This is a genomic window from Flavobacterium sp. 25HG05S-40 (genome assembly GCF_052654735.1).
The window spans coordinates 2,512,684-2,538,798 of record NZ_CP199750.1 but is presented as its reverse complement, the minus strand read 5'-3'; the positions used below and the strand labels follow the sequence as shown (position 1 = coordinate 2,538,798).

At 36.8% G+C, this 26,115-nt stretch carries 23 protein-coding genes; 7 read left to right on the top strand and 16 right to left on the bottom strand.

Going from position 1 to position 26,115, the window contains the following annotated elements; all coding sequences use genetic code 11:
* Window positions 1-12: 12 nt before the first annotated feature.
* The 6 genes from ACULEU_RS10980 to ACULEU_RS10955 form a co-directional block, all read right to left on the bottom strand.
* On the bottom strand, window positions 13-435 hold the full coding sequence (locus ACULEU_RS10980) for a thioredoxin family protein (RefSeq protein WP_445452633.1): 423 nt from the start codon (window positions 433-435) through the stop codon (window positions 13-15).
* A gap of 103 nt (window positions 436-538) precedes the next feature.
* A complete protein-coding gene (nudK, locus tag ACULEU_RS10975) occupies window positions 539-1,123 on the bottom strand; it encodes a GDP-mannose pyrophosphatase NudK (RefSeq protein ID WP_445452632.1) in 585 nt (194 codons plus the stop codon).
* A complete protein-coding gene (gene rlmF, locus ACULEU_RS10970; protein WP_445452631.1) occupies window positions 1,120-2,076 on the bottom strand; it encodes a 23S rRNA (adenine(1618)-N(6))-methyltransferase RlmF in 957 nt (318 codons plus the stop codon). The genes nudK and rlmF overlap by 4 nt, the downstream gene beginning before the upstream one ends.
* A 10-nt stretch (window positions 2,077-2,086) precedes the next feature.
* Window positions 2,087-2,749, bottom strand: a complete 663-nt coding sequence (locus tag ACULEU_RS10965; protein ID WP_445452630.1) for a thiamine diphosphokinase — start codon at window positions 2,747-2,749, stop codon at window positions 2,087-2,089.
* Window positions 2,750-2,833: 84 nt separating this feature from the next.
* Entirely contained in the window at window positions 2,834-3,649 is an 816-nt protein-coding gene (locus ACULEU_RS10960; protein WP_445452629.1) for a DUF4249 domain-containing protein, read from the bottom strand.
* A gap of 4 nt (window positions 3,650-3,653) precedes the next feature.
* A complete protein-coding gene (locus tag ACULEU_RS10955) occupies window positions 3,654-6,026 on the bottom strand; it encodes a TonB-dependent receptor (protein WP_445452628.1) in 2,373 nt (790 codons plus the stop codon).
* A gap of 134 nt (window positions 6,027-6,160) precedes the next feature.
* Between ACULEU_RS10955 and ACULEU_RS10950 the strand changes: the two genes are divergently transcribed.
* Complete coding sequence (locus ACULEU_RS10950) at window positions 6,161-6,844, top strand: hypothetical protein (RefSeq protein WP_445452627.1); 684 nt, start codon at window positions 6,161-6,163, stop codon at window positions 6,842-6,844.
* Window positions 6,845-6,874: 30 nt separating this feature from the next.
* Here the strand turns inward: ACULEU_RS10950 and ACULEU_RS10945 are convergent, their stop codons facing one another.
* The 5 genes from ACULEU_RS10945 to ACULEU_RS10925 form a co-directional block, all read right to left on the bottom strand.
* Window positions 6,875-11,272: an Ig-like domain-containing protein gene (locus ACULEU_RS10945; RefSeq protein ID WP_445452626.1), complete on the bottom strand. Its 4,398-nt coding sequence runs from the start codon at window positions 11,270-11,272 to the stop codon at window positions 6,875-6,877.
* Between the two features lie 520 nt (window positions 11,273-11,792).
* Complete coding sequence (locus ACULEU_RS10940; RefSeq protein ID WP_445452625.1) at window positions 11,793-13,016, bottom strand: NADP-dependent isocitrate dehydrogenase; 1,224 nt, start codon at window positions 13,014-13,016, stop codon at window positions 11,793-11,795.
* Between the two features lie 267 nt (window positions 13,017-13,283).
* The gene (rplS, locus tag ACULEU_RS10935; protein ID WP_264522210.1) at window positions 13,284-13,634 is read right to left on the bottom strand and encodes a 50S ribosomal protein L19; all 351 of its coding nucleotides are present in this window, start codon (window positions 13,632-13,634) and stop codon (window positions 13,284-13,286) included.
* 170 nt (window positions 13,635-13,804) lie between these two features.
* A complete protein-coding gene (gene trmD / locus ACULEU_RS10930; protein ID WP_445452624.1) occupies window positions 13,805-14,485 on the bottom strand; it encodes a tRNA (guanosine(37)-N1)-methyltransferase TrmD in 681 nt (226 codons plus the stop codon).
* A gap of 181 nt (window positions 14,486-14,666) precedes the next feature.
* Window positions 14,667-15,110, bottom strand: a complete 444-nt coding sequence (locus ACULEU_RS10925; RefSeq protein WP_445452623.1) for a DUF1569 domain-containing protein — start codon at window positions 15,108-15,110, stop codon at window positions 14,667-14,669.
* A gap of 77 nt (window positions 15,111-15,187) precedes the next feature.
* On the opposite strand from ACULEU_RS10925, the gene ACULEU_RS10920 reads away from it, so the two are divergent.
* Both ACULEU_RS10920 and ACULEU_RS10915 read left to right on the top strand, forming a co-directional pair.
* Window positions 15,188-16,120, top strand: coding sequence for a peptidylprolyl isomerase (locus ACULEU_RS10920; RefSeq protein ID WP_445452622.1), 933 nt, complete (start codon window positions 15,188-15,190; stop codon window positions 16,118-16,120).
* 196 nt (window positions 16,121-16,316) lie between these two features.
* On the top strand, window positions 16,317-16,634 hold the full coding sequence (locus ACULEU_RS10915) for a cytochrome c (protein ID WP_445452621.1): 318 nt from the start codon (window positions 16,317-16,319) through the stop codon (window positions 16,632-16,634).
* Window positions 16,635-16,666: 32 nt separating this feature from the next.
* On the opposite strand, the gene ACULEU_RS10910 is transcribed toward ACULEU_RS10915, so the two are convergent.
* The 3 genes from ACULEU_RS10910 to ACULEU_RS10900 all read right to left on the bottom strand — a co-directional run bounded on the left by ACULEU_RS10910 (window position 16,667) and on the right by ACULEU_RS10900 (window position 20,239).
* The gene (locus ACULEU_RS10910; protein WP_445452620.1) at window positions 16,667-17,941 is read right to left on the bottom strand and encodes a glucose-1-phosphate adenylyltransferase; all 1,275 of its coding nucleotides are present in this window, start codon (window positions 17,939-17,941) and stop codon (window positions 16,667-16,669) included.
* A gap of 20 nt (window positions 17,942-17,961) precedes the next feature.
* Window positions 17,962-19,188, bottom strand: a complete 1,227-nt coding sequence (glgA, locus tag ACULEU_RS10905) for a glycogen synthase (RefSeq protein WP_445452619.1) — start codon at window positions 19,186-19,188, stop codon at window positions 17,962-17,964.
* Window positions 19,189-19,345: 157 nt separating this feature from the next.
* Entirely contained in the window at window positions 19,346-20,239 is an 894-nt protein-coding gene (locus ACULEU_RS10900; protein ID WP_445452618.1) for an alpha/beta fold hydrolase, read from the bottom strand.
* 138 nt (window positions 20,240-20,377) lie between these two features.
* On the opposite strand from ACULEU_RS10900, the gene ACULEU_RS10895 reads away from it, so the two are divergent.
* The gene (locus ACULEU_RS10895; RefSeq protein ID WP_445452617.1) at window positions 20,378-20,710 is read left to right on the top strand and encodes a tRNA-binding protein; all 333 of its coding nucleotides are present in this window, start codon (window positions 20,378-20,380) and stop codon (window positions 20,708-20,710) included.
* Between the two features lie 473 nt (window positions 20,711-21,183).
* On the opposite strand, the gene ACULEU_RS10890 is transcribed toward ACULEU_RS10895, so the two are convergent.
* Both ACULEU_RS10890 and ACULEU_RS10885 read right to left on the bottom strand, forming a co-directional pair.
* Entirely contained in the window at window positions 21,184-21,564 is a 381-nt protein-coding gene (locus tag ACULEU_RS10890) for a PUR family DNA/RNA-binding protein (protein ID WP_445454849.1), read from the bottom strand.
* Window positions 21,565-21,635: 71 nt separating this feature from the next.
* Entirely contained in the window at window positions 21,636-23,393 is a 1,758-nt protein-coding gene (locus tag ACULEU_RS10885; RefSeq protein WP_445452616.1) for an ABC transporter ATP-binding protein, read from the bottom strand.
* A gap of 193 nt (window positions 23,394-23,586) precedes the next feature.
* On the opposite strand from ACULEU_RS10885, the gene ACULEU_RS10880 reads away from it, so the two are divergent.
* From ACULEU_RS10880 to ACULEU_RS10870, 3 genes are all read left to right on the top strand, one after another.
* Complete coding sequence (locus ACULEU_RS10880) at window positions 23,587-24,693, top strand: Glu/Leu/Phe/Val family dehydrogenase (RefSeq protein ID WP_445452615.1); 1,107 nt, start codon at window positions 23,587-23,589, stop codon at window positions 24,691-24,693.
* A gap of 110 nt (window positions 24,694-24,803) precedes the next feature.
* Window positions 24,804-25,709: a transcription antitermination factor NusB gene (gene nusB / locus ACULEU_RS10875; protein WP_445454848.1), complete on the top strand. Its 906-nt coding sequence runs from the start codon at window positions 24,804-24,806 to the stop codon at window positions 25,707-25,709.
* A 1-nt stretch (window position 25,710) separates the two neighbouring features.
* Complete coding sequence (locus ACULEU_RS10870) at window positions 25,711-26,115, top strand: DUF1573 domain-containing protein (RefSeq protein WP_445452614.1); 405 nt, start codon at window positions 25,711-25,713, stop codon at window positions 26,113-26,115.

Genomic DNA, 26,115 nt, shown 5'->3' with positions numbered 1-26,115 from the left:
CTGTTATGCCAATTATTTTAACTCAGTGACAAATGCTTCTACAGTTTCGGATGGCAATGCTTCCCATTTTTTGATGGTTTTTCCATTTTCATCCAAAAGTAGCACTAGTGGGAAAAGACCTTTCGGGTTGTATTTATCCGCTAATTTTTCGTTTTCCGTTACTTGTTCGGTCGAAAGCGCATTTTTTTTCAATTTCGGGAAATCCGCATTGAACACAATTAAATTTTGTGTTGCATATTCTTTAAAAATAGGATTATCAATATAATTTCTCTTGAATTTTACACAAGGGGAACACCAATCCGAGCCTGAGAAAAAGAATAGTACTTTTTTGTGCTCTTCCTTAGCTTTTGAGATTGAATTTTGTAATGTATTAGCTTGTTGTGAAAAAGAATAAAAGCTTGTGCTTAAAAGCAGCAGGATGAGAATGCGTTTCATGTTTTATAAAAATTAGGTAGATTTCTAGTGTAAAGATAAATGGAATCTCGAAAAAGAAATCTTAACATTTGTTTAATTATATACAAAACACGTTCTCGCTTAATTACCCTACCAGCATATTGATTTTTGCGTATTGTAATAGCATAATGGTTTTGGCATCTTTAATATCTCCTGATGCAATCATGTTATATGCTTGGTCAAAATCAAGTTCCAATACTTCTATATTTTCTTGTTCTTCTTGAATGCCACCGCCTTCGTTGACTTTCATGTCTTTGGTATATTCGGCAGCAAAGAAATGCACAATTTCTGTTACAGAACCTGGTGACATATACACTTCAAATAGTTTCTGAACCGAAGAAATTTTATAACCGGTTTCCTCTTCGGTTTCTCTTCGGATGCATTCTTCAGCGTTGTCTTTGTCCAATAATCCTGCGCAAGCTTCTATCATCATACCGGATGCATTCCCATTAAGGTAAGTTGGCATTCTGAATTGTTGCGTTAAGATTATATTTCGTGTCTTTTTATTGTATAACAAAATGGTTGCGCCGTTGCCACGATCGTAAGCTTCGCGTGATTGGGTTTCCCACGCACCATCTTTTTTAAGATAGTTGTAGGTTATTTTTCGTAGTGTATACCAATTATCCGAGAGGATTTCAGTTTTTAGGATTTCGATTTTTGGTGCGCTCATGATTGTAATGAGTTTAGCAGTTCTTGTTGCTGTTTGGGAGATAAAAACGTCCAAGCGACTATTCGGCTTGTTTTTTGTCCTTGTGCCATGTCAATAGTTTTGATTGCTGTAGCGCCGATTTTATTGAGTAGTTTGTAGATGTTTTTCAGATTGTCTTTTTTCGATACCAAAGTCGTGAACCACAAACACTGCATCGGATATTTGACGCTTTCATAAATCATTTGGGTGATGAATCCTAATTCTCCGCCTTTGCACCACAATTCGGCATTTTGTCCACCAAAATTTAGTACAGGTTTTGTTGTTTTAGTATTCTCAAGGTTGTTAACCTTTCTCAAAGCACTTTTGGCCGCTTCTTCGGGTGAGGAATGAAATGGTGGGTTACAGATGGTAAAGGCAAATTTATCTTCGGGAAGCACAATGTTTTTGAAGATAAACCTTGGTTCTATCTGTAATTGTAAACTGATAACATCGATGAGTTTTGGGTTATTCGCTATGATTTTTTTGCAATTCTGTAATGCTTTTTCATCGATATCAGTTCCAACGAAAGTCCAGCCATACGAAGCATTTCCAATGATAGGATAAATACCATTGGCACCAACACCAATATCTAATCCCATGATAGCATCACCTTCAGGAATACTTCCGTTGTTGGTTTCAGCTAGCAAATCAGCGATGTAATGAATATAGTCGGCTCTTCCCGGAATAGGTGGACAGAGATAGTTGTCCGGAATATCCCAATGCTGAATATCGTAATGAACCATCAATAAGGCTTTGTTTAGAGCTTTTACGGCTTTAGGGTTGCTGAAGTCAATGGTTTGAATTTGGTGTTCATTGATAAAGACGAAGTTTTCTAATTCGGGACAATCCTTTACCAAGGCTTCAAAATCATAGCGAAACCGATGAAGGTTTCTAGGATGTAAGCCAGTTTTTTCAGTAGTATTTGGAGTTTTCATCTGTAGTGGTTTAGTCCCAACATTCCATTAATAATAAATCGCCTTCATTGTGAGTAATGGAAACGATACCATCTTGGGTAACATGGTTGCTGCTTCCGGTTCGGTAACCAATGGTTAACACTTCTTCTTGTAAAGGATAAAAAAGATTTTGAGTACTTATACCGCTCACTTTTCCAATCGGAATCAGAGAAAGAATAGTGTTTTGGGGATACCATTTTTCAAAAGAGGAGGGTAATAAAAACACTTTCGAATGATCATCAAGAATGACGATTTTAAGTTTGTTTCTGTAGGCAACAATATTGGTTATATTGGTAATGGTATGATCGGCACGTTTTCCGGTAGCCCAAATTACATTGGCCGCTTTGTGCTCTTTTTCTATTAAATAATCAAAGGCTTTTTCCAAATCAGTTTTTTCCTGATTAGGCGCGTATACGATTTCAATAGGATATTGCCTTTCCTTGTAATAATCAGCATCGAAGCCTCTATCAAAATCACCTAATAAAACATCAATTTTGATACCTAATTCAAGTACTCTTTCGATAGCCGAATCTAAAACAATAACTAATGGTGACCATTCGAGCAGTTGGCCTAATAATTCAGCACTACAGGCTTCACCATTGGCAATTATTAAAGCGGGTTCCTGATCGTCGCGAACGATGTGATGTGATGACATTTTAAGTAAGAAATTAGAAGTCTATGGACTAAGTGTAAAAGTAGCTAAAAAAACGTCAAACTTCTCCTCTCAAATTTTACCTTTTTACTGAATGATGTATTCTCTAACCGAGGTTTTACTTAGCCTAAAATAGCCAAGTGCAAAATTATTAAAATCGGTTTGATTGACTACGTTTCCTCTCACCGTCGATGTTGGAGTCGAGAATGGACCGGCGCTACTGCTACCGGTTTGAGCCAATAAAATGTTCATATAATTGTAATAGTTTTGGTTAATTCCGTTTAACGTAAGTTTTAAAGTGTCGCTAGGCTTTAAATCTTCACTGAAATACAAAGCAAACATTTCGTTATTTTGAAAAAAACGATCTTCTAAAACACCGTATTCCGGAATTACTTTATAAGGGTCGTCTATTCTTAAGAAGTAATGATTGGTCTCATTATCAAAATCATCGTAGAAAAATTTTACCTCAGTTTCATTCCCTAAAAAACCAGCATCGTCTTTTTGTTCAACCCGAGTAATTTGAGGCGTGTCAAGGAGTTTGTCTGTAGCGGTGTACATTTCACCCTGATAGGAAATGGTAAGCGTGTATTCTTCATTGACTATGGGAATAAAGTTACTACACTCATAAGTTCCAGGCACAGTATTCTGTAAAAAGGTAAAAGTTTGTCCAGCAGTGTTTGTAATAAAAACGACAGCATCAGTAACAGGCGGAACTGTCGTGGCAAAATAGTCTGTTGTGGTAGATAGTTTTATCTTTTGCTGACTGCCATCTGTAGCTTCGTACCAATTGATGGAAGCTTCTACTACTAATTTTGGTTCACCGGTATTTAGACCAACATCAATTACTTTTTCGCACGATGTAAAAGTAACTAGGAGCAATAGTACTATAATAGATTTTTTCATGATTTTAAAACTTTATGTTATAGGTTGCACTCGGAACAAACCCGAATATGGTTAATCGAACAGCTTCATTTGCAGCAGTTTCATCATTTTGCCTGAACGTAATGGAAGCTGCATTTTGTCGGTTATAGATATTGTACACGCCAAATACCCATTCAGAGTGCCATTTTCGGCCTTTATTTTTTCTTGGTGTTAGTGTCGCAGAAACATCTAAACGATGGTAAGCGGGAAGGTTTTCTTCGTTTCTGTTGGTGTAACTTGGAACCGTAATTTCTTCATACACATATTGACCATTCGGGAACGTAACCGGTTGACCGGTTTGTAAAATAAAATTCGCTCCAAAACGCCATTTCTCATTCAGCTTGTAATTACCAACCACGGCCAGATTGTGCGTTTTATCAAAACCGGTTTTGTACCATCTTCCGTTATTGATTCCGGTTTCTTCCGGAGTTCTTCCAGTTACTTGTTGCTCTGTTCTGGAAAGTGTGTAAGAAACCCAACCCGTTGCTCTGCCGGCATTTTTTCGGAACAATACTTCAAGTCCGTAAGCTCTGGCTCTACCGTTTAGGATTACTTGTTCAATAGCTTCATTAGCAATAAGATTGGCACCATCAATATAATCAACTCTGTTTTTGATTTTTTTGAAAAAAACTTCCGTTTCCAAAGAATAGGCATCATTTTTAAAATTTCTGAAATAGCCCAAAGCATATTGGTCTAACAATTGTGGTTTCAGATACCGATCACTAGGTGCCCATACGTCAAGCGGAGTAGGAGATTGTGTGTTGGATATTAAATGTAGGTACTGCGTCATTCGGTTATAACTTGCTTTGACGGACTGGTCTTCATTCATGGCATAGGAAACGGCAAATCTTGGCTCGAGATTATCAAATTTGGCAATGGTTTGATTCTTTCCGTAATTGACAACTCCAATAGGGTCAGCACTTTCGTAAATAGAAAACTGCGGATTAAAAATAACCGGTTGATCGTTTTCATACGTGTTTAAAGTCTGCAAACCAAGACGTAAAAAAGAACTAAAACGAACTCCGTAAGAAAGCGCCAAATTATCCGTAAGTTGGTGTTCCGCATCTACATAAAGAGCCGATTCAAAAGCATATTTTCGGTCTAATTGATCGGGATTGATGTCGGAATCTACGCCAGTAGGATTTATTGTTCCCGGATTGAACTCGTAGTAATTACCATGAAATCCGTAAGTAAGTTTAATTTTATTGCTGAGATAATGTTTGAAATCATACTTTAAATTGAAGTTTTTGATGCCACTTTCCCAGTTGAGTCCGACAAAATCTAATTGTAATCCGTAATAATAATCAGAGTAAATCAAGGATAAATTAGAAAATAGCTTGTCGGAGAACAGATGATTCCATCGTAAGTTTAAAATGGCATTACCATAAGTGTTTTTAAAGCTGTCGCTTAGCTGAAAAACATCGCGCCCAAAATAACCCGACACATAAATGTTGTTTTTTTCGTTTAGCGAATAACTCAACTTGGTGTTTAAGTCATAGAAATAGGCCGAATTGGGATTGTCAATTAATTTTAAAAAAAGATGCGCATACGAACCTCTTCCTGCTACTAGAAATGATCCTTTGTCTTTTACAATTGGACCTTCAGCTAGGATTCGGCTGGTGATTAATCCAATACCGCCATTCATGTGAAATTCGTTTTTGTTACCTTCCTTTTGATAAATATCCAAAATTGAAGATAATCGGCCACCATAACGTGCCGGAATGCCCCCTTTGTAAAGTTTTAAATCTTTTATAGCATCCGGATTGAATACCGAGAAGAGTCCGAAAAGATGTGAAGAATTATAAATAGTAGCTTCATCAAGTTGGATGAGGTTTTGGTCAGCACCACCGCCTCGAACATTGAATCCGGATTGTCCTTCACCGGCATTGGTAACTCCGGGTAATGTCAAAATCGATTTGATAATATCCACTTCTCCCAGAATTACGGGCATTTCCTTTATTTCCTGAATGGTGAGTTTGTTAACACTCATTTCAGGTTTTTTGATGTTGATTCTTTTCTTGTTATCAATGACGACTACTTCATCTAAAACATTATTGGAACCTTCTAAAAGTAGATTTTTCTTTAAGTCTTGAGTAAGCGAAATTTTTTCCTGAAAAGTTTTGTAGCCCACATAACTTATGGATAGCGTATAATTTCCCGCAGGAAGCGTAATCGAATAAAAACCATATTCATTGGTGCTAAAAGCTGTTTTGAGCTCTTCTACATAAAGCGAGGCACCAATAAGCGTTTCTTTGGTTTTGTCGTCAAAAACGGTTCCACTAAGCGTGTGTTTTTTTTGAGCTAATAAAAATGTTGGAATCAATAACAAATAAAAAAGCGTCTTTAATTTTTTTGGCATGATTTTAAGTATTGATGGTTTGATGAAGTTCACAAAATTAACTTAAAACTTTATCATCATTTGTTAACTTTTGGTTAATTACAAGGTTTTTTTATTTTGATTTTAGATAATTTTACAACCTAAATAATTGGTGCATGAAGGCTACTTATGCTTTTTTACTTTTAATCTTAATTTCTACTAAAGGATTTTCACAATTTGAAACGCCAAAGAGAATGGTTAATATTGCGCCTATCTCAGATCCTAAAGGTGCAGTTTCGCCAATTAGCTCAAAAACAATTACGTATCCGAGTATTTTTGATAAGAAGGATAAGTTATTATCTGGTGTTTCTCTGTTAAAGAAAAAAGAGGATGAAAGTAAAAGTGTTTTCGAAAAAGAACAATTTGCAAGCGCCACAAAAGAGAGTACCGACAAATTGAACGGGCAACTCAAGTCTGAAGGGCTTGAGAGTGTTGTAGAAAACAGTGATTTCTTTTTTGGGGAATTTAAAGTGGCTACAGTCAAATTATTTATTGCCTGCAGAGACAACGGGAATATTATTGATGGGGATAACGTGGCAATATGGTTAAATGATGAAAAAGTTAAACCGTTTATAGGGTTGGAAGGTTCTTTTGTTAAATATACTTTCGAACTTAAGGAAGGTTTAAATGTAATTCAAATTGAGGCATTAAATACGGGTATGTATTATCCTAATACCGGACAGTTTGCTTTTTTTGATGGGAATGAAAAATTAGTAACCAATCAAAACTGGATTTTGAATGCAGGCTATAAAGCCATAATCAAAATAGTCAGAATTGATGGGCTAGAAGAGAAAAAATAACACCATTTTTTATAGAATGAATTCTTGGTATTATCTTTTAAGAGAGAAATGAGCTCTAAATGTTTTCTCTGCTCCAGCTTCAAGGTAGGTGATGGTAAACCAATAATCATCTGCAAATAGTTTTCTTCCGTTATAAGTGCCATCCCAACCTTCTCCTAAAGTGGAAATTTGTTTCAGCAACTTTCCATATCTATCAAAAATATAAATTCTGGCATTAGCATTAACTCCGTTAATATTCCAAGTATCGTTTATGCCGTCATCGTTTGGAGTGAAATAATGTGGGTAGTTAATAACAGTTACCGTCGTTGTCAAATTGGTACAACCATCGGGATCAATAACATTGATTACATGACTTCCAAAAGGAACATTAGTGAATACGTTGGAAGATTGAAAAGGGCCGTCATCCATTTGATACAAATAGTTACCTCCACCACCATTTACTGTTACGGTAACTATACTAGGTTCGCTAAAAGCATTAGTTTGAGAAATAGTAAAACTTTGCGCTTGTAAAAGTTCAGAAACGCTTGCTACAGATAGTTGCGAAACACAGCCTGTGGCAGTATTGGTTGCTATAACACCGTAAGCTCCAGCATCGCTAACAGTTAAAGTGTTGCCCGAAGCCGCTGGAATCAAACCCGTATTAAAATACCAATCAAAAGTGTGTGTGGTTGCATTTAAATTAGTATACAACACATAAGGCTGCGTCACCAAATTTGTGATATTATCTCTGCAAATGATTCCGTCTGTTATTGTCGGAATGGGTAAAGGATTTACTGTTACTGGAATAATTAAAGGGAGGCCACTACATCCATTCAGAGTTGGTATAACAGTATAAGTAATGTTTCCAATATTCTGAATGGTGCTCACGGTTTGTACTATAGCGTTACCCGAATCATCAAAGGCTCCAGTGACTTCATTTTGAGTTACTGTCCAAGAAAATGTTGTGCCCGGAAGACCAGTTGTTAAAGAAATAGCAGTCGTTTCTCCTGAGCAATAATTGGTAAGACCTGAAAAGTTGGCAATTGGTGTTGGTTTTACGATTATAGTGGCAGATTGTGATAAAGTCTGTAGACAGCTTGAACCGGTAGGTGAACTCACACTGACGAGAGTATAAGTAGTATTTGAAGTTACATTTGTTGCTCCTATTGAAGCATTTCCACTAGCATCAAGGATGACCGATTGTGCGATTCCTCCATTTATCGTATAATTTACTATGGCATTAGGCGTTCCGTTTATTCTAATCGTAGCATTGTTGCCAGAGCATATAGTTGTTGTGCCCGAAATAGTTGCGATTAGTGGAGGCGTTACAGAAATAGTAACTGCACTAGAGAGTGTTGCGCTACATCCACTAATTCCAGACGCTATCACGCGCACTAAAGCATAAGTGGTATTTGAAGTTACATTAGATGCTAGAATAGAAGCAGTTCCACCAGCATTCAAAAGCTGCGTTTGATTCGGGCCACCATTAATGGTATAGAGGACGGTCGCGTTTGGAGTGCCGTTAATTGATAGAGTAACATTACTTCCGGAACAAATAGCAGTTGTTCCAGAAATAGAAGCTGTAGGCGATAGTGTCACGCTAATTGTCGCCGAACTAGTTGGGGTTGCACTACATCCGGCTGTTCCAGGAGCAATCACACGTACTAAAGTATAAGTAGTATTTGTGGTAACATTCGAAGCTATAATAGAAGCGCTTCCGCTTGAATTCAAAATTTGCGTTTGATTCGCTCCGCCATTAATCGAATAGAGTACGGTGGCATTCGGTGTTCCATTAATCGCCAAAGTAGCATTGCCTCCGGAACAGATTGTTGTTGTACCAGAAATGCTAGCGGCAGGCGGTATTGTCACGTTAATTGTGGCAGCACTAGTTGGGGTTGCACTACATCCGGCTGTACCAGAAGCAATCACTCGCACCAAAGTATAAGTAGTATTTGTGGTAACATTCGAAGCTATAATAGAAGTATTTCCACTAGCATTCAAAAGCTGTGTTTGATTTGGACCGCCATTTATTGAATACAGTACGGTCGCATTCGGAGTTCCATTGATAGTCAAAGTTGCATTGTTTCCGGAGCAAACAGCTGTTGTTCCAGAAAAAGAAGCTGTTGGCGAAGGTGTTACATTAATTGTGGAAGCACTAGTTGGGGTTGCACTACATCCTCCAGTTCCGCTAGTAGTCACGCGGACTATAGTATAGGTTGTGTTTGCGGTTACGTTGGATGCAACAATACTAGCACTTCCGCCAGCATTCAAAACCTGAGTTTGATTCGCTCCGCCATTAATCGAATAGAGTACGGTGGCATTCGGTGTTCCATTAATCGCCAAAGTAGCATTGTTTCCAGAGCAGATTGTGGTTGTACCGGAAATGGAAGCTGTAGGCGATAACGTCACGCTAATGGTAGCAGTACTAGTTGGAGTTGCAAAACATCCACCGCTTCCAGAAGCAATCACGCGCACTATAGTGTAGGTTGTATTTGTGGTTACATTCGAAGCTACAATAGTAGCACTTCCTCCAGCATTCAATATCTGAGTTTGATTTGGGCCACCATTGATGGAATACAGCACGGTCGCATTTGGAGTTCCATTAATCGTCAAAGTTGCATTGTTTCCAGAGCAGATTGTGGTTGTACCAGAAATAGAAGCTGTTGGCGAAGCTGTGATGCTTATTGTGGCAGAACTAGTCGGAGTTGCACTACATCCAGCGGTTCCGGGAGCAATCACGCGCACTAAAGTATAGGTTGTGTTTGCAGTTACGTTGGATGCTACAATAGAAGCACTTCCACCAGCATTCAATAGCTGCGTTTGATTCGGGCCACCATTAATCGAATAAAGTACGGTCGCATTTGGAGTTCCACTGATTGCTAAGGTAGCATTGTTTCCGGAGCAGATTGTGGTTGTGCCAGAAATTGAGGCTGTAGGTGGTGGCGTCACGCTAAGGGTAGCAGCACTTGATGGTGTTGCAGTACACCCTGCAGTTCCGGGAGCAATTACTCGGACTATCGTATAAGTTGTGTTTGTCGTTACATTAGAAACTGATAGAATGGCAATTCCACTCGCACTTAAAATCTCAGTCTGATCGGTTCCTCCATTGATAGCGTAGATTACTGTCGCATTAGGCGTTCCGTTAATAGTAATCGTTGCGTTACTTCCTGTGCAAACTGCTGTTGTACCAGAAATAGCGGCAGTGGGCAAAGGGGTTAAGGTAAGTGTCACAGGCGTTCTAGTACTACTTTTACAATTGTTTACGGAACTAACGGTTTCAGCATAAAATGTTCCAGCTGCAGTTGGAGTGTATGTAGATGAATTGGAAAGCAATAAGGTACCGTTTGTAGGGGAATCATACCAATTTACGGAAAGATTTGCGCCAGCAGTAACGGACAAGGCTGGAATAGTTTGACCCGCACAAATGATTTGATTTCCATCGTTCGATGGTGCACTGGGTGCTGTTAAAAAGGAAACAGTAAAGACGTCTGATAATGTAGAACAAAAGTTATTGTTTAAATTGGCAAGGTCTTGTGCTACTTTGGTTCGGTAATATCTTTGTGAAGTAATTCCGGTAGCATTGTAATTCGGGGAATTCTGTCCGGTAATGTCTACCCAATTGATGTTGTCTGTGCTTTCTTGCCATTGGTAAAAATAAGTAGCTGTTCCCGCAGTATTTGCTTGTAATGCTAGCGTTAAAGGGCTGTTTTCTGGACATGTTGAATACGTGTTTCCAATTGCCGATGGACTTGTAATAAGTGTTAAATCACCACATGATCGGAACATTATGTCATCAATAGCCAAATCATTTCCGCATCCACCAACACCATTGTTTTTCATTTTGAGCACTACAGAGGTTTGGTTAGTTGTAGTAAATACTAAACCATATTGTCGCCAAATGGGAGTAGGAGTTCCAGGAATATCTCCAGTGTTTCCAGATTGCAAAAGTATCGTTTCGGTGTCGTTCCAAATTTCAAATCGGATATTAATGGGTATTCCGGTTCCAGGACAACCACCCGAAGCGGAGTTATAAATATTCATTATCCAAGCCGAAAATTCAAAAGTGGTATTAATGCACAAGCCGGTAACGGTCTTTTTAAAAAATTCTCCAGTTGTAAAACTAGCATTGACTACCAATGATTTGCCATTTGTGCCATCTACTTCATTATCTGGAGTATGGTCTAAAGAAAAGTGCCAGTTTTGGGAGTTTGGAATTAAATTCGTTCTGTAGTTTAAAGTGTATTGTCCGTCTTGAGGAAAACCACCCGCTACGTAAGTATAATTTGTTGTGCCCAAGGGCAATTGAGGGCCATAATTTAAACCGCTTCCGAAATTTTCTTTAAATACAGGATCACCTTTACTGCCCGAACAAAAGCCTAATTGTCCGTAGGTAAAAGAAGTTGCAAAGAGCAATAAATAAAAAGCAAGTATTTTTAGAAACTCTTTCATGTGGTAATTAAGTAATCAGAATAACACTTTTTAATTCAATTTTGAATCGTATCCAAGTAAGATCGAAAATTTGTTTGTTAGACTTTCGAACAAATGGAAGCAATATGCTTAAAATAGTGTTTAACCCTATCAAATAGTGGGTAAATTCAAATATACTATTGTATTTATACCTTTTTTTATTTTTGAATGATACAAAAACTATACAGTATGTTAAAAAACAAAAAGTAACCAAAACCCTTAAAACCTTATGGTTTACAGCGATTTTATTTAATAGAGTTCCCCTTTTGTTGTAGTTATGTATAGTGAAGAAAGAAGTGTTTACGTCTATTATCCTAAGATTTGGATTAAAAGTATTCTGAAGTTTTGGAGGGAATACAGCAGAAATCTAACTATGTTTCTAAGAATACGCTAAAAAAGAATTGAATTATTTGTCAAATTCTAAAAAACCACTCTGTTTGCTCTATAAAAAAAGCTGTTATCTTTTAAAGATAACAGCTTCTGTAAAAAGGTAAAATAGTATCTAAGATAATTTCACATCTAAGTTTTCTTTAATTGCAGCAAGGAAACCTTCGGTTGTAAGATAGTCAGCATCAGTAAGACCTTCCGGTTTTACCAACATCGCTAAGTCTTTCGTCATTTTGCCGCTTTCTACGGTTTCGATACAAACCTGCTCAAGTTTTAAACAAAAATCTATTAAAGCCTGATTGTTGTCTAATTTTCCTCTGTGCTCCAAACCTCTTGTCCATGCAAAGATGGAGGCAATTGGATTGGTAGAGGTAGCTTTTCCTTGTTGGTGCATTCTGTAGTGACGTGTAACGGTTCCGTGTGCGGCTTCAGCTTCAACGGTTTTTCCGTCTGGAGTAACCAAAACAGAAGTCATTAATCCTAACGAACCAAATCCTTGTGCTACAGTATCCGACTGAACATCGCCATCATAGTTTTTACAAGCCCAAACAAATCCGCCGCTCCATTTCATCGCCGAAGCAACCATGTCGTCGATAAGTCTGTGTTCGTAAACCATTCCGTTTGCATCAAAATCAGCCTTGTAAAATTGTTGGTACACTTCCTCAAAAATATCTTTAAAACGGCCATCGTATGCTTTTAGGATAGTGTTTTTAGTAGAAAGGTATAATGGCCATTTTTTAGTTAGCGCCATTTGGAAAGACGAGTGTGCAAATCCGTAGATACTTTCGTCGGTATTGTACATTGCCATCGCAACACCATCACCTTTAAAATCATAAACATTCCACGAAGTCGTTTCGCCAGCTTCATTAGTAAATGACATCGTCAAGGTTCCTTTTCCTTTGATTACTTTATCAGTTGCTTTGTATTGGTCTCCAAAGGCATGACGTCCAATAACGATTGGCTTTGTCCATCCTTGAACATAACGAGGAACATTACTCATGATGATAGGCTCACGAAAAACAGTTCCGCCAACAATGTTACGAATCGTACCATTAGGTGATTTCCACATTTCAGAAAGTCCAAATTCTTTAACGCGCTCTTCATCCGGGGTAATAGTAGCGCATTTGATGCCAACATTGTATTTTTTTATGGCTTCTGCAGAATCTATAGTAACTTGGTCTTTGGTAGCTTCTCTGTGCTCAATACCCAAGTCGTAATATTTTATATCTAAATCCAGATAAGGAAGAATTAATTGTTCTTTAATAAAACTCCAAATGATTCGTGTCATTTCATCGCCATCCAATTCTACTACTGGATTAGCTACTTTAATTTTTGCCATATTGTTGTGGTTTTACTCCGCTGCGCTCTTATTAATTGATTTTCTTAATATCAAAGGCCTCGGGTGTTGAATAATTTTTTCGCGATAGCAAATATAATTAATAAGATAGAAATTTGGTAGTTAACGATAGCGAAATCGATTGAATTGTCAAATTACTATTTTAGTGAGTTAAAAAATGCTGATTCGATAAAATATGACCTTAAAATTATCAGAATAAAAAAAGCCCCGAACATTTCGGGGCTTTTTTTATGGTCAGAAAGGATAGAATTATCTTCTTCTTTCTTTGATTTTTGCTTTTTTACCAGTAAGTTCTCTAAAGTAGTAGATACGAGCTCTTCTAACTTTACCTCTTTGGTTCACTTCTACTTTTTGTAAAGCTGGCATGTTTACCGGGAAGATACGCTCTACACCAACAGCTCCAGACATTTTACGGATTGTAAAAGTTTCTGTCATTCCACTTCCTTTTCTTTGGATTACAACTCCTTTGAAAAACTGTGTTCTTGTTTTTTCACCCTCTTTAATTTCGTAGTACACGGTGATGGTATCTCCAGCTCCGAAAGCAGGGAAATCTTTTTTTGTTGATAATTCGTTATTAACGAAATCTACTAAATTGGCCATTTTTTCTAATTATTATGGTTTAAATCTGAGCAACATTCACGGTTCTCGCCAGAGGTTGGTCAAAGTGGGGGCAAAGATATGAAATAAGTCGAAAGTAGCAAGTCTAAAGTCGAAAGTTTTTAAAAATTTAAATCACTGCGTCTCAGTCTTTTGACTTTTGGCTTTTGACTTTAAGACTCATTAAGCAAATCCGGACGTCGTTTCTTAGTATGCTCATAAGCCATATCTTCGCGCCATTTATCAATTTTAGCAAAATGACCACTGGTCAATACCTCAGGAACTTTCCAACCTTTGTAGTCTGCGGGTCTTGTATATATGGGGCCCGATAATAAATTATCCTGAAAACTATCCGTTAACGCCGAAGTTTCATCACTTAAAACTCCAGGAATCAATCGGATAATAGCATCACAAAATACAATCGCTCCAATTTCACCACCGGAAAGCACATAGTCGCCAATCGAAATTTCTTTCGTAATAAAATGATCCCGAACGCGTTGGTCTACACCTTTATAATGTCCACACAGAATAATAATATTTTCATACATCGAAGCCGTGTTGGCCATTTTTTGGTTCAGCGTTTCTCCGTCAGGCGACATATAAATCACTTCATCATAGGCACGTTCACTTTTCAAGTGCGTAATACAGGCATCAATCGGCTGCACCATCATCACCATTCCGGCACCACCGCCAAACGGATAATCGTCCACACTCTTCTGCTTATTGGTCGTATAATCTCTCAAATTGTGAAAATGAACTTCTACCAAACCCTTATCAATAGCTCGTTTCAGTATCGAGGCTTCAAAAGGGCTCTTCATTAATTCGGGTAAAATGGTGATAATGTCTATGCGCATGGTGCAAATATAAAAGAATTTTCAGGAGCTATTCCCGCTATACGCTATATCTTTTTATCTCGTTTTGTGAACGAGATAAAAAGGATGCCGCTGCTATCGGGGCTAGGGCTATTGTCGTAGTATGGATTTGTTTCATTTGTCCAAATAGTCTTTCTTCTTTGTTCTTTTCGCTGTTTTCTTTTTAAACTCCAAACTGCCTCAAATGATGATCCACATGCTTCCACATTAATTTATCCCAATCTTCGGGACTCATTTTTCCCCAAAAAGGATGTTGTGTTAGTGAAATTGACTTTTCGCCTTCAGCAAAACGAGAGTACTTTTTAATCAAAGCTTTTTTTGATGCTTCAAAATCATACTTGTCCGTAAAAATAAACTCTGGAGCTGTTGGACTGTTTTTCCCAAAATCCGAGTTAAATACTTTATTTTTAAGCATTTTTCCCAAAAGTTTCATAAAGAAATTTATTTTTAATTCCTTTTCAGAAAACGCTACTGCCACCGCTGCTTCAGTGTGTTTTAGCATCTGATCAACGGTCATTTTTCCCCATAATGCTTTACTTTCAGGGGTTAGCTTATTAATTCTAGCAATGATTAAATCATTGTCTTCTTTATTGTAAATAGAACTCATGTTTTCCGTTTTTTGTAAGTAATCAAAATTACAATTTTATATAGTACATTTGCACAGCATTTTTAAAAACAAACACAATGGAAAACGGAATATATGCAAAATTCAACACCTCAAAAGGATCGATTTTAGTAAAATTAACACACGATTTAACACCGGGAACCGTAGGTAATTTTGTGGGTTTAGCTGAAGGTCAATTAGAAAATTCAGCTCAGCCTATGGGAAAACCGTATTACGACGGCTTAAAATTTCACAGAGTTATACCCGACTTTATGATTCAAGGTGGTTGTCCACAAGGCGTAGGTTCTGGTGGTCCGGGTTATAATTTTGACGATGAATTTCATCCTACTTTAAAACACGATAAACCAGGAGTTTTGTCTATGGCTAATGCTGGTCCGGGAACTAATGGTTCTCAGTTCTTCATTACTCACGTTCCAACCAATTGGTTAGACGGGAAACATACCGTGTTTGGTCATGTAGTAGAAGGACAAGATATTGTTGATGCAGTTGGACAAGGCGACTTGCTTGAAACGCTGGAAATTGTTAGAGTAGGTGAGGAAGCTCAAAAATGGAATGCCATCGAAGCGTTCAGAACTTTTGAAGGTTCTCGTCAGAAAAGAATAGAAGAGGCTAAAAAGCAGGCGGAACAAGCTATGGAAAAATTAGCAGCTGGTTTTGATAAAACAGAAAGTGGTTTGCGCTACAAAATCATTCAAAAAGGAAACGGTAAAAAAGCAGAAGCTGGTAAAACGGTTTCGGTTCATTATACAGGTCAATTAGAAAATGGAAAAACCTTTGACTCCTCGTACCCACGCAAAAAACCAATCGAATTTCCTCTTGGAAAAGGTCACGTTATCGAAGGCTGGGATGAAGGTATTGCCTTGTTGCAGGTTGGAGACAAAGCCCGTTTTGTTATTCCTTCCTACCTTGGTTATGGCTCTAGTGGTGCAGGTGGAGTGATTCCTCCTGATGCTACGTTGGTTTTTGATGTCGAGTTAATGGATGTAAAATAGTATTTTGCCTTCAAACGGAATAAATTAAGATTTGATTAAATCACAAATTCCCAATAGTTTGCTATTGGGAATTTTTTTTACATTTACCTTAAACCAACAACCAAAACAGTAGATAGTAGGGCAAGAATGTTTAGCAACTATTCATTCGAAAAACCAAGTTTCTTCTAGTCGAATGTAGCGGAATAAAAACAAACTCATGAAATACAAAGTACTTGCTCTAGCGGTTTTATCCGTAGTTATTTATTCGTGCGCCTCCAAATCGAGTGTGCCAACTCAAGAAGTCAAACCATCAGAACCAAAGACAATAACAACAGCTTCAGCAACCGTTCTGACTCCGGAATTGGCAGAAGGAAAAAGTCTGTATGAAAACAATTGTGCTAATTGCCACAAATTGTACAATGCTAATGAATTCACTGCCGAAGAATGGACACCTATAGTAAAACGAATGGCCATTAAGTCACAGTTAGATGAGGTACAAGGACAAAAAATTTACAATTACCTTACCATGAAATAATAAAAAATCCCGATTCATCGGGATTTTTTATTTTAAACCGTGAATCCATCAGGCAGTATGGCGCCTTTTTTTACCACGATTATACCGTCTTTTACAGTATATAAATCGGTATCCTGATTTTCTAAATGTTTGCCGCCATTGAGTCGGACATCATTTCCGATACGACAGTCTTTATCCACAATGGTATTATTGATAAAGCATCTTTCCCCAATACCAACATTGATCACGTTGTGTAATGCATTGGTTCTAATTTCTTCTAAATTTTGATAATAATCGTTACCCATAAGATAGGAGTTCATGACAGTAGAGCCAAATCCAACGCGACTTCTAATACCAATAACCGAATGTTCAATAGTGACTCCATTCAAAATGCAACCTTCGGCTACAACAGATTTATCAATGGTGGAAGCTCCGGTAATTTTTGAAGGTGGTAAAACTCTGGCACGTGTATAAATTTTACTCGAATTATCAAAAAGATTGAATTTCGGAATATCATCAGTCAACCCTAAATTGGCTTCGAAAAAGGAGTCAATATTCCCAATGTCAGTCCAATAGCCTTCGTATTGATAACTCAATATTTTTTGATGACCAATAGCCTGTGGAATAATTTCTTTACCAAAATCTTTCGTACCCTGATTTTTCATTAATTCTAACAATAGTTCTCTATTAAAGATATAGATTCCCATTGAGGCTAGATAATGCTTTCCTTCCGCTTTAGAATCTTCGCTCACATCGGAAGTCCATTCGGGCAACAAATTGACATTAGGCTTTTCAATGAAAGAAGTAATATAGTTTTCAGCATCAGTTTTCAAGATACCAAATTCAGGAGCTTCTTTTGCCGTAACAGGTAATGTTGCAATAGTAATGTTGGCACCACTTTCATGATGTGCTTTTATCATCGCATTAAAATCCATTTGATACAATTGATCGCCGGATAAAATCAAGGCATAATCAAAATCATGATTCATAAAGTGATGCATACATTGTCGAACAGCATCAGCCGTTCCTTGAAACCAAGTAGGATTATCCGGAGTCTGTTCGGCGGCTAAAATATCCACAAAAGCAGTGCTGAAATGACTAAAATGATAGGTGTTTTTTATATGCTGATTTAAGGAAGCGGAATTGAATTGTGTCAGCACAAACATTCTCTTGATGTCTGAATTGATACAATTCGAAATAGGAATATCTACTAAACGGTATTTTCCGGCAATGGGAACCGCTGGTTTTGATCGGGTTTGTGTTAGTGGTGCTAATCTTGAACCTTGTCCTCCTCCTAAAATTATGGCTAATGTGCTTTTATTAATCATGGTAAATTGATGTTTTTGTGTTAAGCTTTTTCTTTTTCGAACTTCGAGATAACTTCTTCGTAATAGCTAAAAGTAGTTTTGGCAATGGATTCCCAGCTGAATTTTTCTAGAACTCTTTCTCGTCCTGCTTTTCCCATTTGATGTGCCAACTTTTCATCGCGAAGTAATTGATTGACTTTATCCGCGAAGTTTTTCTGAAAAGCGTCAGGGTTTTTCGGATTGAAATCGGTTCTGGAAATACTTTCAAGTGCGATAAGATAACCTGTTTTGCCTTCTACGATAATTTCTGGAATTCCCCCAACAGCGCTTCCTACAACCGGAGTTTCGCACGCCATAGCTTCCAAATTAATAATGCCAAATGGCTCATAAAGAGAAGGACAGGCAAACACGCGGGCATGACTGTAAAGGACTTTAATCTTTTCACGAGGCAACATTTCTGAAATCAAAATAATGCCGTCGCGTTTGGCTTTTAAAGAAGCAATAAGTGCTTCGGTTTCCTGAGCAATTTCGGGAGTGTCCGGCGCTCCGGCACAAAGTACTACTTGACATTGTTTATCAAAATATTGGGCTGCCGAAATTAATTGAGAAATACCTTTTTGGCGGGTAATACGTCCCACAAAAAGTACAAACGGAATATCAGGATCGATTCCGTATTCTTCTAATAAAGCATTGTCAAAAGTGGGAGCGTAAAAATCAGGATCAATTCCGTTGTGAATCACCGTTACTTTTTCGGGAGAAACACCGTAAGCTTCGATAACATCGGTTTTCATTTGTTCACTCACTGCAATAATTCCGTCCGCTGTCGTGTAGGCATGCTGTTCAATCCACCGCGAGAGAAAATAACCATTTCCCAGTTGCTCCACTTTCCAAGGACGATGCGTTTCTAAACTATGGGTGGTCAATAACAAAGGGCATTGCAACAATTCTCTGGAAAAGATTCCGGCCAAATGCGTGTACCAAGTGTGACAATGAATGACATCGGCTTCTAAAGTATGTTGCGACATTGCGACATTTTTACTCAAATTTTGAAACATTTTGAGATGTGGATTAGTGTCGTCTTCGGGTTGGGTTAGTGAAGATTGGACTCCCAATACGTTCATGTTCTGGGTTTCGTCTATCTGATTTCCGAAGCAACGCACTGCTACAGTTCCCAATTTAGCCAGTTCCTGACTTAAAAAATCGATGTGCACGCCAGCACCGCCATAAATATTAGGAGGGAATTCATTTGTAAACAAAGCAATTTTCATAGCGTTAACCTTAAAATGATTTATTAAAACTTAAAAGTATAAAATATAATCAACTTTTGGATTACGATACGGTATATAAAAATAAGGTTGTGTATTAAATAAACAATCCGAAATGCCTTTTAATGAGCAATCCGGATTGTAAAGTTGAATGTTTGGATTAAGAATTTATAAACGTAATTAAGTCTTTATTTAGCCTTTCTCTATGCGTATAAAACAATCCGTGTGGTGCTTCTTCATAAACTATAAATTTGTTATTGGGAATCTTAGCGGCTGATTTTTCGGAAGAAACTTCAATAGGAACTATTTCATCTTCATCGCCATGAATGATTAGCGTTGGTACATTTACAGTGGCCATTTCACGACGAAAATCGGTGGTTGAAAATGCTTTGGCACATTCTAAAGTGGCCCGAGGAGAAGCAAAAGAGCAGAGCATTTTGAAATATTCCAACAGAGAAGAACTCAAAGGATTGTTTAATAGGCTAACACCAAAAAAGGTTTTTCCAAAGCCCTCTAGAAAACCAATTCTATCGTTTTTAATTTTAGTGGCAGTGGCTTCATTTTTTTCTGGAAGATTGCCTTCCGGATTATTTTCTGTCCATAATCTAAAAGGCGTTACAGAGGCAATTAAAACTGCTTTGGAAACATTTTTTCCAGCGTAACGACTAAAATAACGAACGACTTCACCACCACCCATTGAGAATCCGACAAGCGTAACATCGATTAATTCCAATTGGTCAATGATCGATTTTAAATCATCGGTTAACGTATCATAATTATAGCCATTCCAAGGCTGTGAAGATTTTCCAAAACCACGACGATCATAGGTAATCACTCTGAAGCCGCTATCGACTAAATCTGCCACTTGATATTCCCACATTTCGTTGGATAGTGGCCAGCCATGAATTAAAATTACAGGTTTTCCAAAACCGTAATCTTTTACATAGAGTTTAACATTGGGAGCAGTTTCGATGTATTTATCTGTTGAATTTTCAACTACGGAGAAATTCGTTTCTTTTAAATCGGCTTGATTTTCTACTTGATATTCTTTCATTTTAAAGGAATTTTACGTTTAATTAGGATCAAATTTTGATTTATAAAACTACCTATTCAATAGAAAATAATCGTTACACAATTAGAAGAGATGTTTTTATAATTCATTAGGTTTGTTATCCACATTAAATAGATCATTATGGAACTTACTTGGCAGGATTTTGAAAAAATAGAAATGCGGATTGGGACCATCCTTGAAGTTAAAGATTTTCCGGAAGCAAGAAAGCCTGCCTATCAATTAGTAATTGATTTTGGTCTCGAAATTGGAATCAAAAAATCATCGGCTCAAATTACGATGCACTACCAAAAAGAGGATTTAATAGGGAAACAAATTGTGGCGGTTGTCAATTTTCCAAAGAAGCAGATTGGAAATTTTATGAGCGAATGCTTAGTTTTAGGTTCGGTAAATAATGAAGATATCGTTTTATTGACTTCTGATGTAAAAGTTGAAAACGGATTGCGAATTGGTTAATTTCTTCCTCTTCTTTTTTTAGCCATGTACATGTTAAAAAGAGATAGTAAAATGAATAGAACCGGAACTATAAAAAAAGCGTTTCTTTCGTCAAAAGAATTTTCTGATTGTGCAGTTTGGTAATTTTCATAAATAATATACAACCAAAATGCAATGCAAATGGAATTGATAACAATACTGTGTTTATTAAGAAAAGCTAGAATTTTTTGCATTTTTGAAAGTTATAAAAAAGCCCAAAACACATTTGCTTTGAGCTCTAAATTAATTCTCATCTTGATTTCTGAATTTTTTTCTGTTTTTTAATTCAATGTAAATGGTATAAACAGAAAAAAGTAACAAAGGAATTCCAATGAGAGACCTAATATTTTTACCTTGTGTTATGGAATCGAATTTTCTTATTAGATTAAATACGATAATTAGAGACCAAATGACGTTAAGATGAATTATATATTTTTTGAAGAAATTATTCATTTTTAGATATCATCGAAATCAATGTCTGTGAAGCTTTTTTCGGCAACTGGTTTTTCGTCTGAGATAGTTTCTAATGGATATTCTCTTTTGAAATCCTTTTGATGTCTTTCCGAAATTACTTCTTCACCTTTATTGTTCAAAACATAAGCGGTCATTTCTTCTAAAATTTCACTAAAAGCGGCGAAGTCTTCTTTGTACAAATAAATTTTATGTTTTTTGAAATGAAAAGAACCATCTTCTTCTGTAAATTTCTTGCTTTCGGTAATGGTAATGTAGTAATCATCGGCCTTTGTAGCTCTTACATCGAAGAAATACGTTCTTCTTCCTGCTCTTAAAACTTTAGAAAAAATCTCATCTTTTTCTAACATATCGTTTTCTCTCATAATTCTTTCGGTCAATTAGTAGTGTTTCTAAACAGTTCAAAAATGGTAAATTTTTTGTTACGAAACAACAATTAATTTAATTCTTTTTCCGAAAGTTGTTTCGCATACAACTCCGCATAATAGCCTTCTTGGTTTACTAATTGATTATGAGAACCTTTTTGAATAATTTGACCTTCTTCCAATATTAGTATTGTATCTGCATTTTTTACAGAGGAAACTCTGTGACTGACAATAATGGTAGTTTTGCCTTTTGCAATTTCCATTAGATTGTTCAAAATTTGTTCTTCGGTTTCAGTGTCTACAGCCGAAAGGCAGTCGTCTAATAGAAGTATCTCCGGATTTTTGATGATAGCTCGTGCAATGGAAACCCGTTGCTTTTGTCCGCCCGAAAGTGTAATACCTCTCTCGCCCAAAATAGTTTCATATTGCTGGTTAAAATTGATAATATTATCATGAACTACGGCTTTTTTAGCCGCGTCAATCACTTCTTCATCGGTAGCAATTTCTTTTCCGAATTTGATGTTGTTCTTGATAGTATCAGAGAAAAGAAAAGAATCTTGAGGCACCATTCCGATGCTATTTCGCAAATCATTTAAATTCACTTGGTCTATTTTTTTGCCGTCCATGGTAATTATTCCTTGTTTTACGTCGTACATTCGGGTAATAAGAGATAAAATGGTCGATTTCCCAGAGCCGGTTTTTCCTAAAATGGCCAAAGTTTCTCCTTTTTTCACTTTAAATGAAACTTCTTTTAAGGCAATAATTTCGGTGTCTTCATAGGTGAATGATACATTTTTAAATTCAATTTCACCTTCAATAATAGTGTTTGCTGTTGAATTGTTTTTGATTTCCGGCTCAATTTTCAAAAACTCATTGATTCTTTTTTGTGACGCTTCCGCTTCTTGTACCAATGATGAAACCCAACCAATAGAGGCTACAGGCCAAGTAAGCATATTGACATACAAAATAAATTCGGCTATAGTTCCGATACTTTTGATGCTGCCATCGATATACATCAAACCGCCAAAGTAAATAACCGTTAAATTGCTGACTCCAATAAGCGCAATCATCAAAGGGCCAAAATAGGATTGTACTCGAGCTAAACTCATGCTTTTAGCCTTACTTTCCTTAGCTAATTCTTCATAAGTGTTTTGGAATTGTTTTTCTAGTGCATACGCTTTCACAACCCGAATTCCGGAGAATATTTCTTGTGTAAAACTGGATACCTTAGATAAATATTGTTGAAAAATGGTACTGCGTTTATTGATTTCGGTACTCAATCTGAAAATAATAAAGGCAAGAAGTGGTAAAGGTACTATCGTGTAGAGTGTTAAAATCGGTGATTCGTTATACATATAGATAATAACCACAGTAAATCGTATAAAGGTATTGATGGTATACATTACCGCTGGACCAACATACTGTCTTACTCTGGCAACATCTTCGCTGATGCGGTTCATCAAGTCTCCTGTTCTGTTGCGTTTGTAAAAATTCTGATCTAGTATTTCGTAATGACGGAACACTTCATTTTTCAAGTCAAATTCTACGTGACGCGACATTACAATTAAGGTTTGGCGCATTAAAAAGCTTAATACACCGGCAATGATTGCCGTGCCGATAATCCAAAGTATATTTTGAATTAATTCAGATTTGACAATGTCGTAACTTATTGTATTCTGATGAAAACCTTCAATTGCTGTAAATGATTTGCTAATCAGCTTCGGTGTAAAAAGCGCGAAAATCTGTGAGACGATAGTGATGATAATTCCTAATAAAAAATGGAATTTATATTTGACAAAGTATTTGTTTAAATATTGAAGTTCTTTCATTTAAATTTAGTAGAATTGGGTTTAAAAAAAGATATTCTGTTAAAATGCTACGGATGATTAAATTATTGTATTCTTTATTTAAATGGATTTTATTAACAAATTACCAATTATTCTTGATTAAAGTGAGTTTTGTTGAATAAAGTTTTAATTTTGTAGGGCTTTTTTAAAAAGCTTTAATTAACACCTTTACAAAATGACATCAGAAATCACTACGCCAGCAGAGCTTAAAAAAATGGATCCCGTTTTTGGTCAGATATCTTTTGATAATCACGAACAAATTGTTTTTTGCAACGACAAAGATACAGGATTAAAAGCAATAATTGGAATCCATAATACAGTAATGGGGCCAGCATTGGGCGGAACAAGAATGTGGAATTATGCTAACGAATGGGAAGCATTAAATGATGTTTTACGTCTCTCACGAGGTATGACCTACAAGTCTGCCATCACAGGTTTAAATCTTGGCGGTGGAAAAGCAGTAATCATTGGTGATGCAAAAGCAGATAAAACTCCGGAAATGATTACCCGTTTTGGTCAGTTTGTAAATTCATTAAGCGGAAAATATATCACTGCTGAAGACGTCGGTACTACAACAGAAGACATGGACAGAATTCACGAAGTAACCAATTTTGTTACAGGAATTTCTGCAGAAAAAGGAGGCTCAGGTAATCCTTCCCCAGTGACAGCTTATGGCGTTTATATGGGAATGAAAGCTGCAGCGAAATACCAGTTTGGTTCAGATAATCTTGCTGGAAAAAAAGTCTTAGTGCAAGGAACTGGCCACGTGGGAGAAACCTTGATTAGCTATTTGACTAAAGAAGGTGCTATTGTTTTGGTTTCGGATATCCACCAAGACAAAATGGAAAATATGGTTGCCAAATATGGAGCTAAAATTTTCACAGGAGCTGATTTGTACGGCGCTGATGTTGATATTTATTCACCTTGTGCTTTAGGAGCTACCATCAATGACGATACTGTAAATAGAATTCAGGCTAAAGTAATTGCTGGTGCTGCCAACAATCAGTTAGCTGTAGAAGCGATTCACGGACAAATCTTAAGAGAAAGAGGTATTGCGTATGCTCCTGATTTCCTTATCAATGCCGGTGGAATCATCAATGTTTATGGCGAATTGGTAAAATACAGCGATGGAGAAGCTATCAGAAGAACCGAGAATATCTACAACACTACGCTTGAAATCTTCAAATTTGCTGATGATAACAATATGACAACGCAACAAGCAGCGATGCAAATTGCCGAAAACCGTATTGCACAAAGAAAAAAAGAAAACGCTATTAAATAAGTCGTTTAAAAATATTTCCTATTTTTGCAAGGCGAAAGAGTATCTTTCGCCTTGTTAATTTTTAAAAGTTCTTACCCGTGTTAAACAGAAGACATATTCGAGTGAAAGTAATGCAATCTATTTATGCGTTACATCAAAAAAACTCCGACGATATCGAAAAAGAAGAAAAGTTTTTACTTCATAGTATCGATAGTATTCAGGATTTGTATTTAATAATGTTGTCTTCGTTGGCTGAAATCAGAAAGAAAGAAATACTGTTTTTAGAAGCCTCCAGCAAAAAACATTTAGCGACATCAGAAGAAAAAAATCCCAATAGAAAGTTTGTCAATAATGCCATACTTCAGCAATTAGAGGACAGCAATTCTTTGAGCATTGCCTTAGAGAAAAGAAAAATCACCAATTGGACTAATGACGATACTTATATCTTGATTTTGTTAAACGAGATCAAACAAAGTACTCTGTATGCCAAGTACATGAGCACCAAAAAAAGCTCGTTCCAAGAAGACAGAGATTTCATCGCCGATGTGTTTTCGGAACTGATTGCGCCAAACGAAAAATTATACGACTATCTTGAAGATACCAAACTAACTTGGGTAGACGATATTCCTGTAGTGAACACACAAATTGTAAAGCAACTAAAACAAGTTTCTGAAAAAGAAGAGTTTAGAGTAACGAAATTATACAAAGATCAGGAAGATCAGGAATTCGTAAGCTTATTGTTCAAAAAAACGGTGCTTAACGAAGTAGATTTAGCTAAAGAATACATCGACAAAACGCCCAATTGGGACGCGGAAAGAATAGCTGAATTGGACACCATCATTTTAAAAATGGCCATCTGTGAATTTTTGAAGTTTCCATCTATTCCGTTGAAAGTTACCATCAACGAATATCTGGAAATTGCCAAAGAGTATTCAACACCAAAAAGCAGCATCTTCATCAACGGAATCTTAGACAATCTCATCAAAGAATTTCAAAGCGAAAATAAAATCAAAAAAACCGGAAGAGGTTTATTATAATATGACATCAATTATTAAAAAAGGAAGCTTGTTATTGTTTATGGCTTCAATGGTATTCCTTAGTTCATGTGAAAAAAAGCCAGCTATAATGACTTTTGAGAAAACCGCGCATGATTTTGGAACCATCGTGCAAGGCGATAAAGTAACCCATGATTTCAAATTTACCAACACCGGTGAAGGGGATTTACTGATATCTAATGCCAAAGGTTCCTGCGGTTGTACTGTCCCGGAATATCCAAAAGAACCAATTAAACCAGGCAAATCGGGAAATATTAAAGTATCCTTCAATTCGAACGGCAAAAGCGGTCAAACCGAAAAAAGCGTTACCATTATGGTAAATACTAAAGAAAAACATCAAATTTTAAAAATTAAAGCAAACATCGAAACGCCTATAAAGGCAAAATAA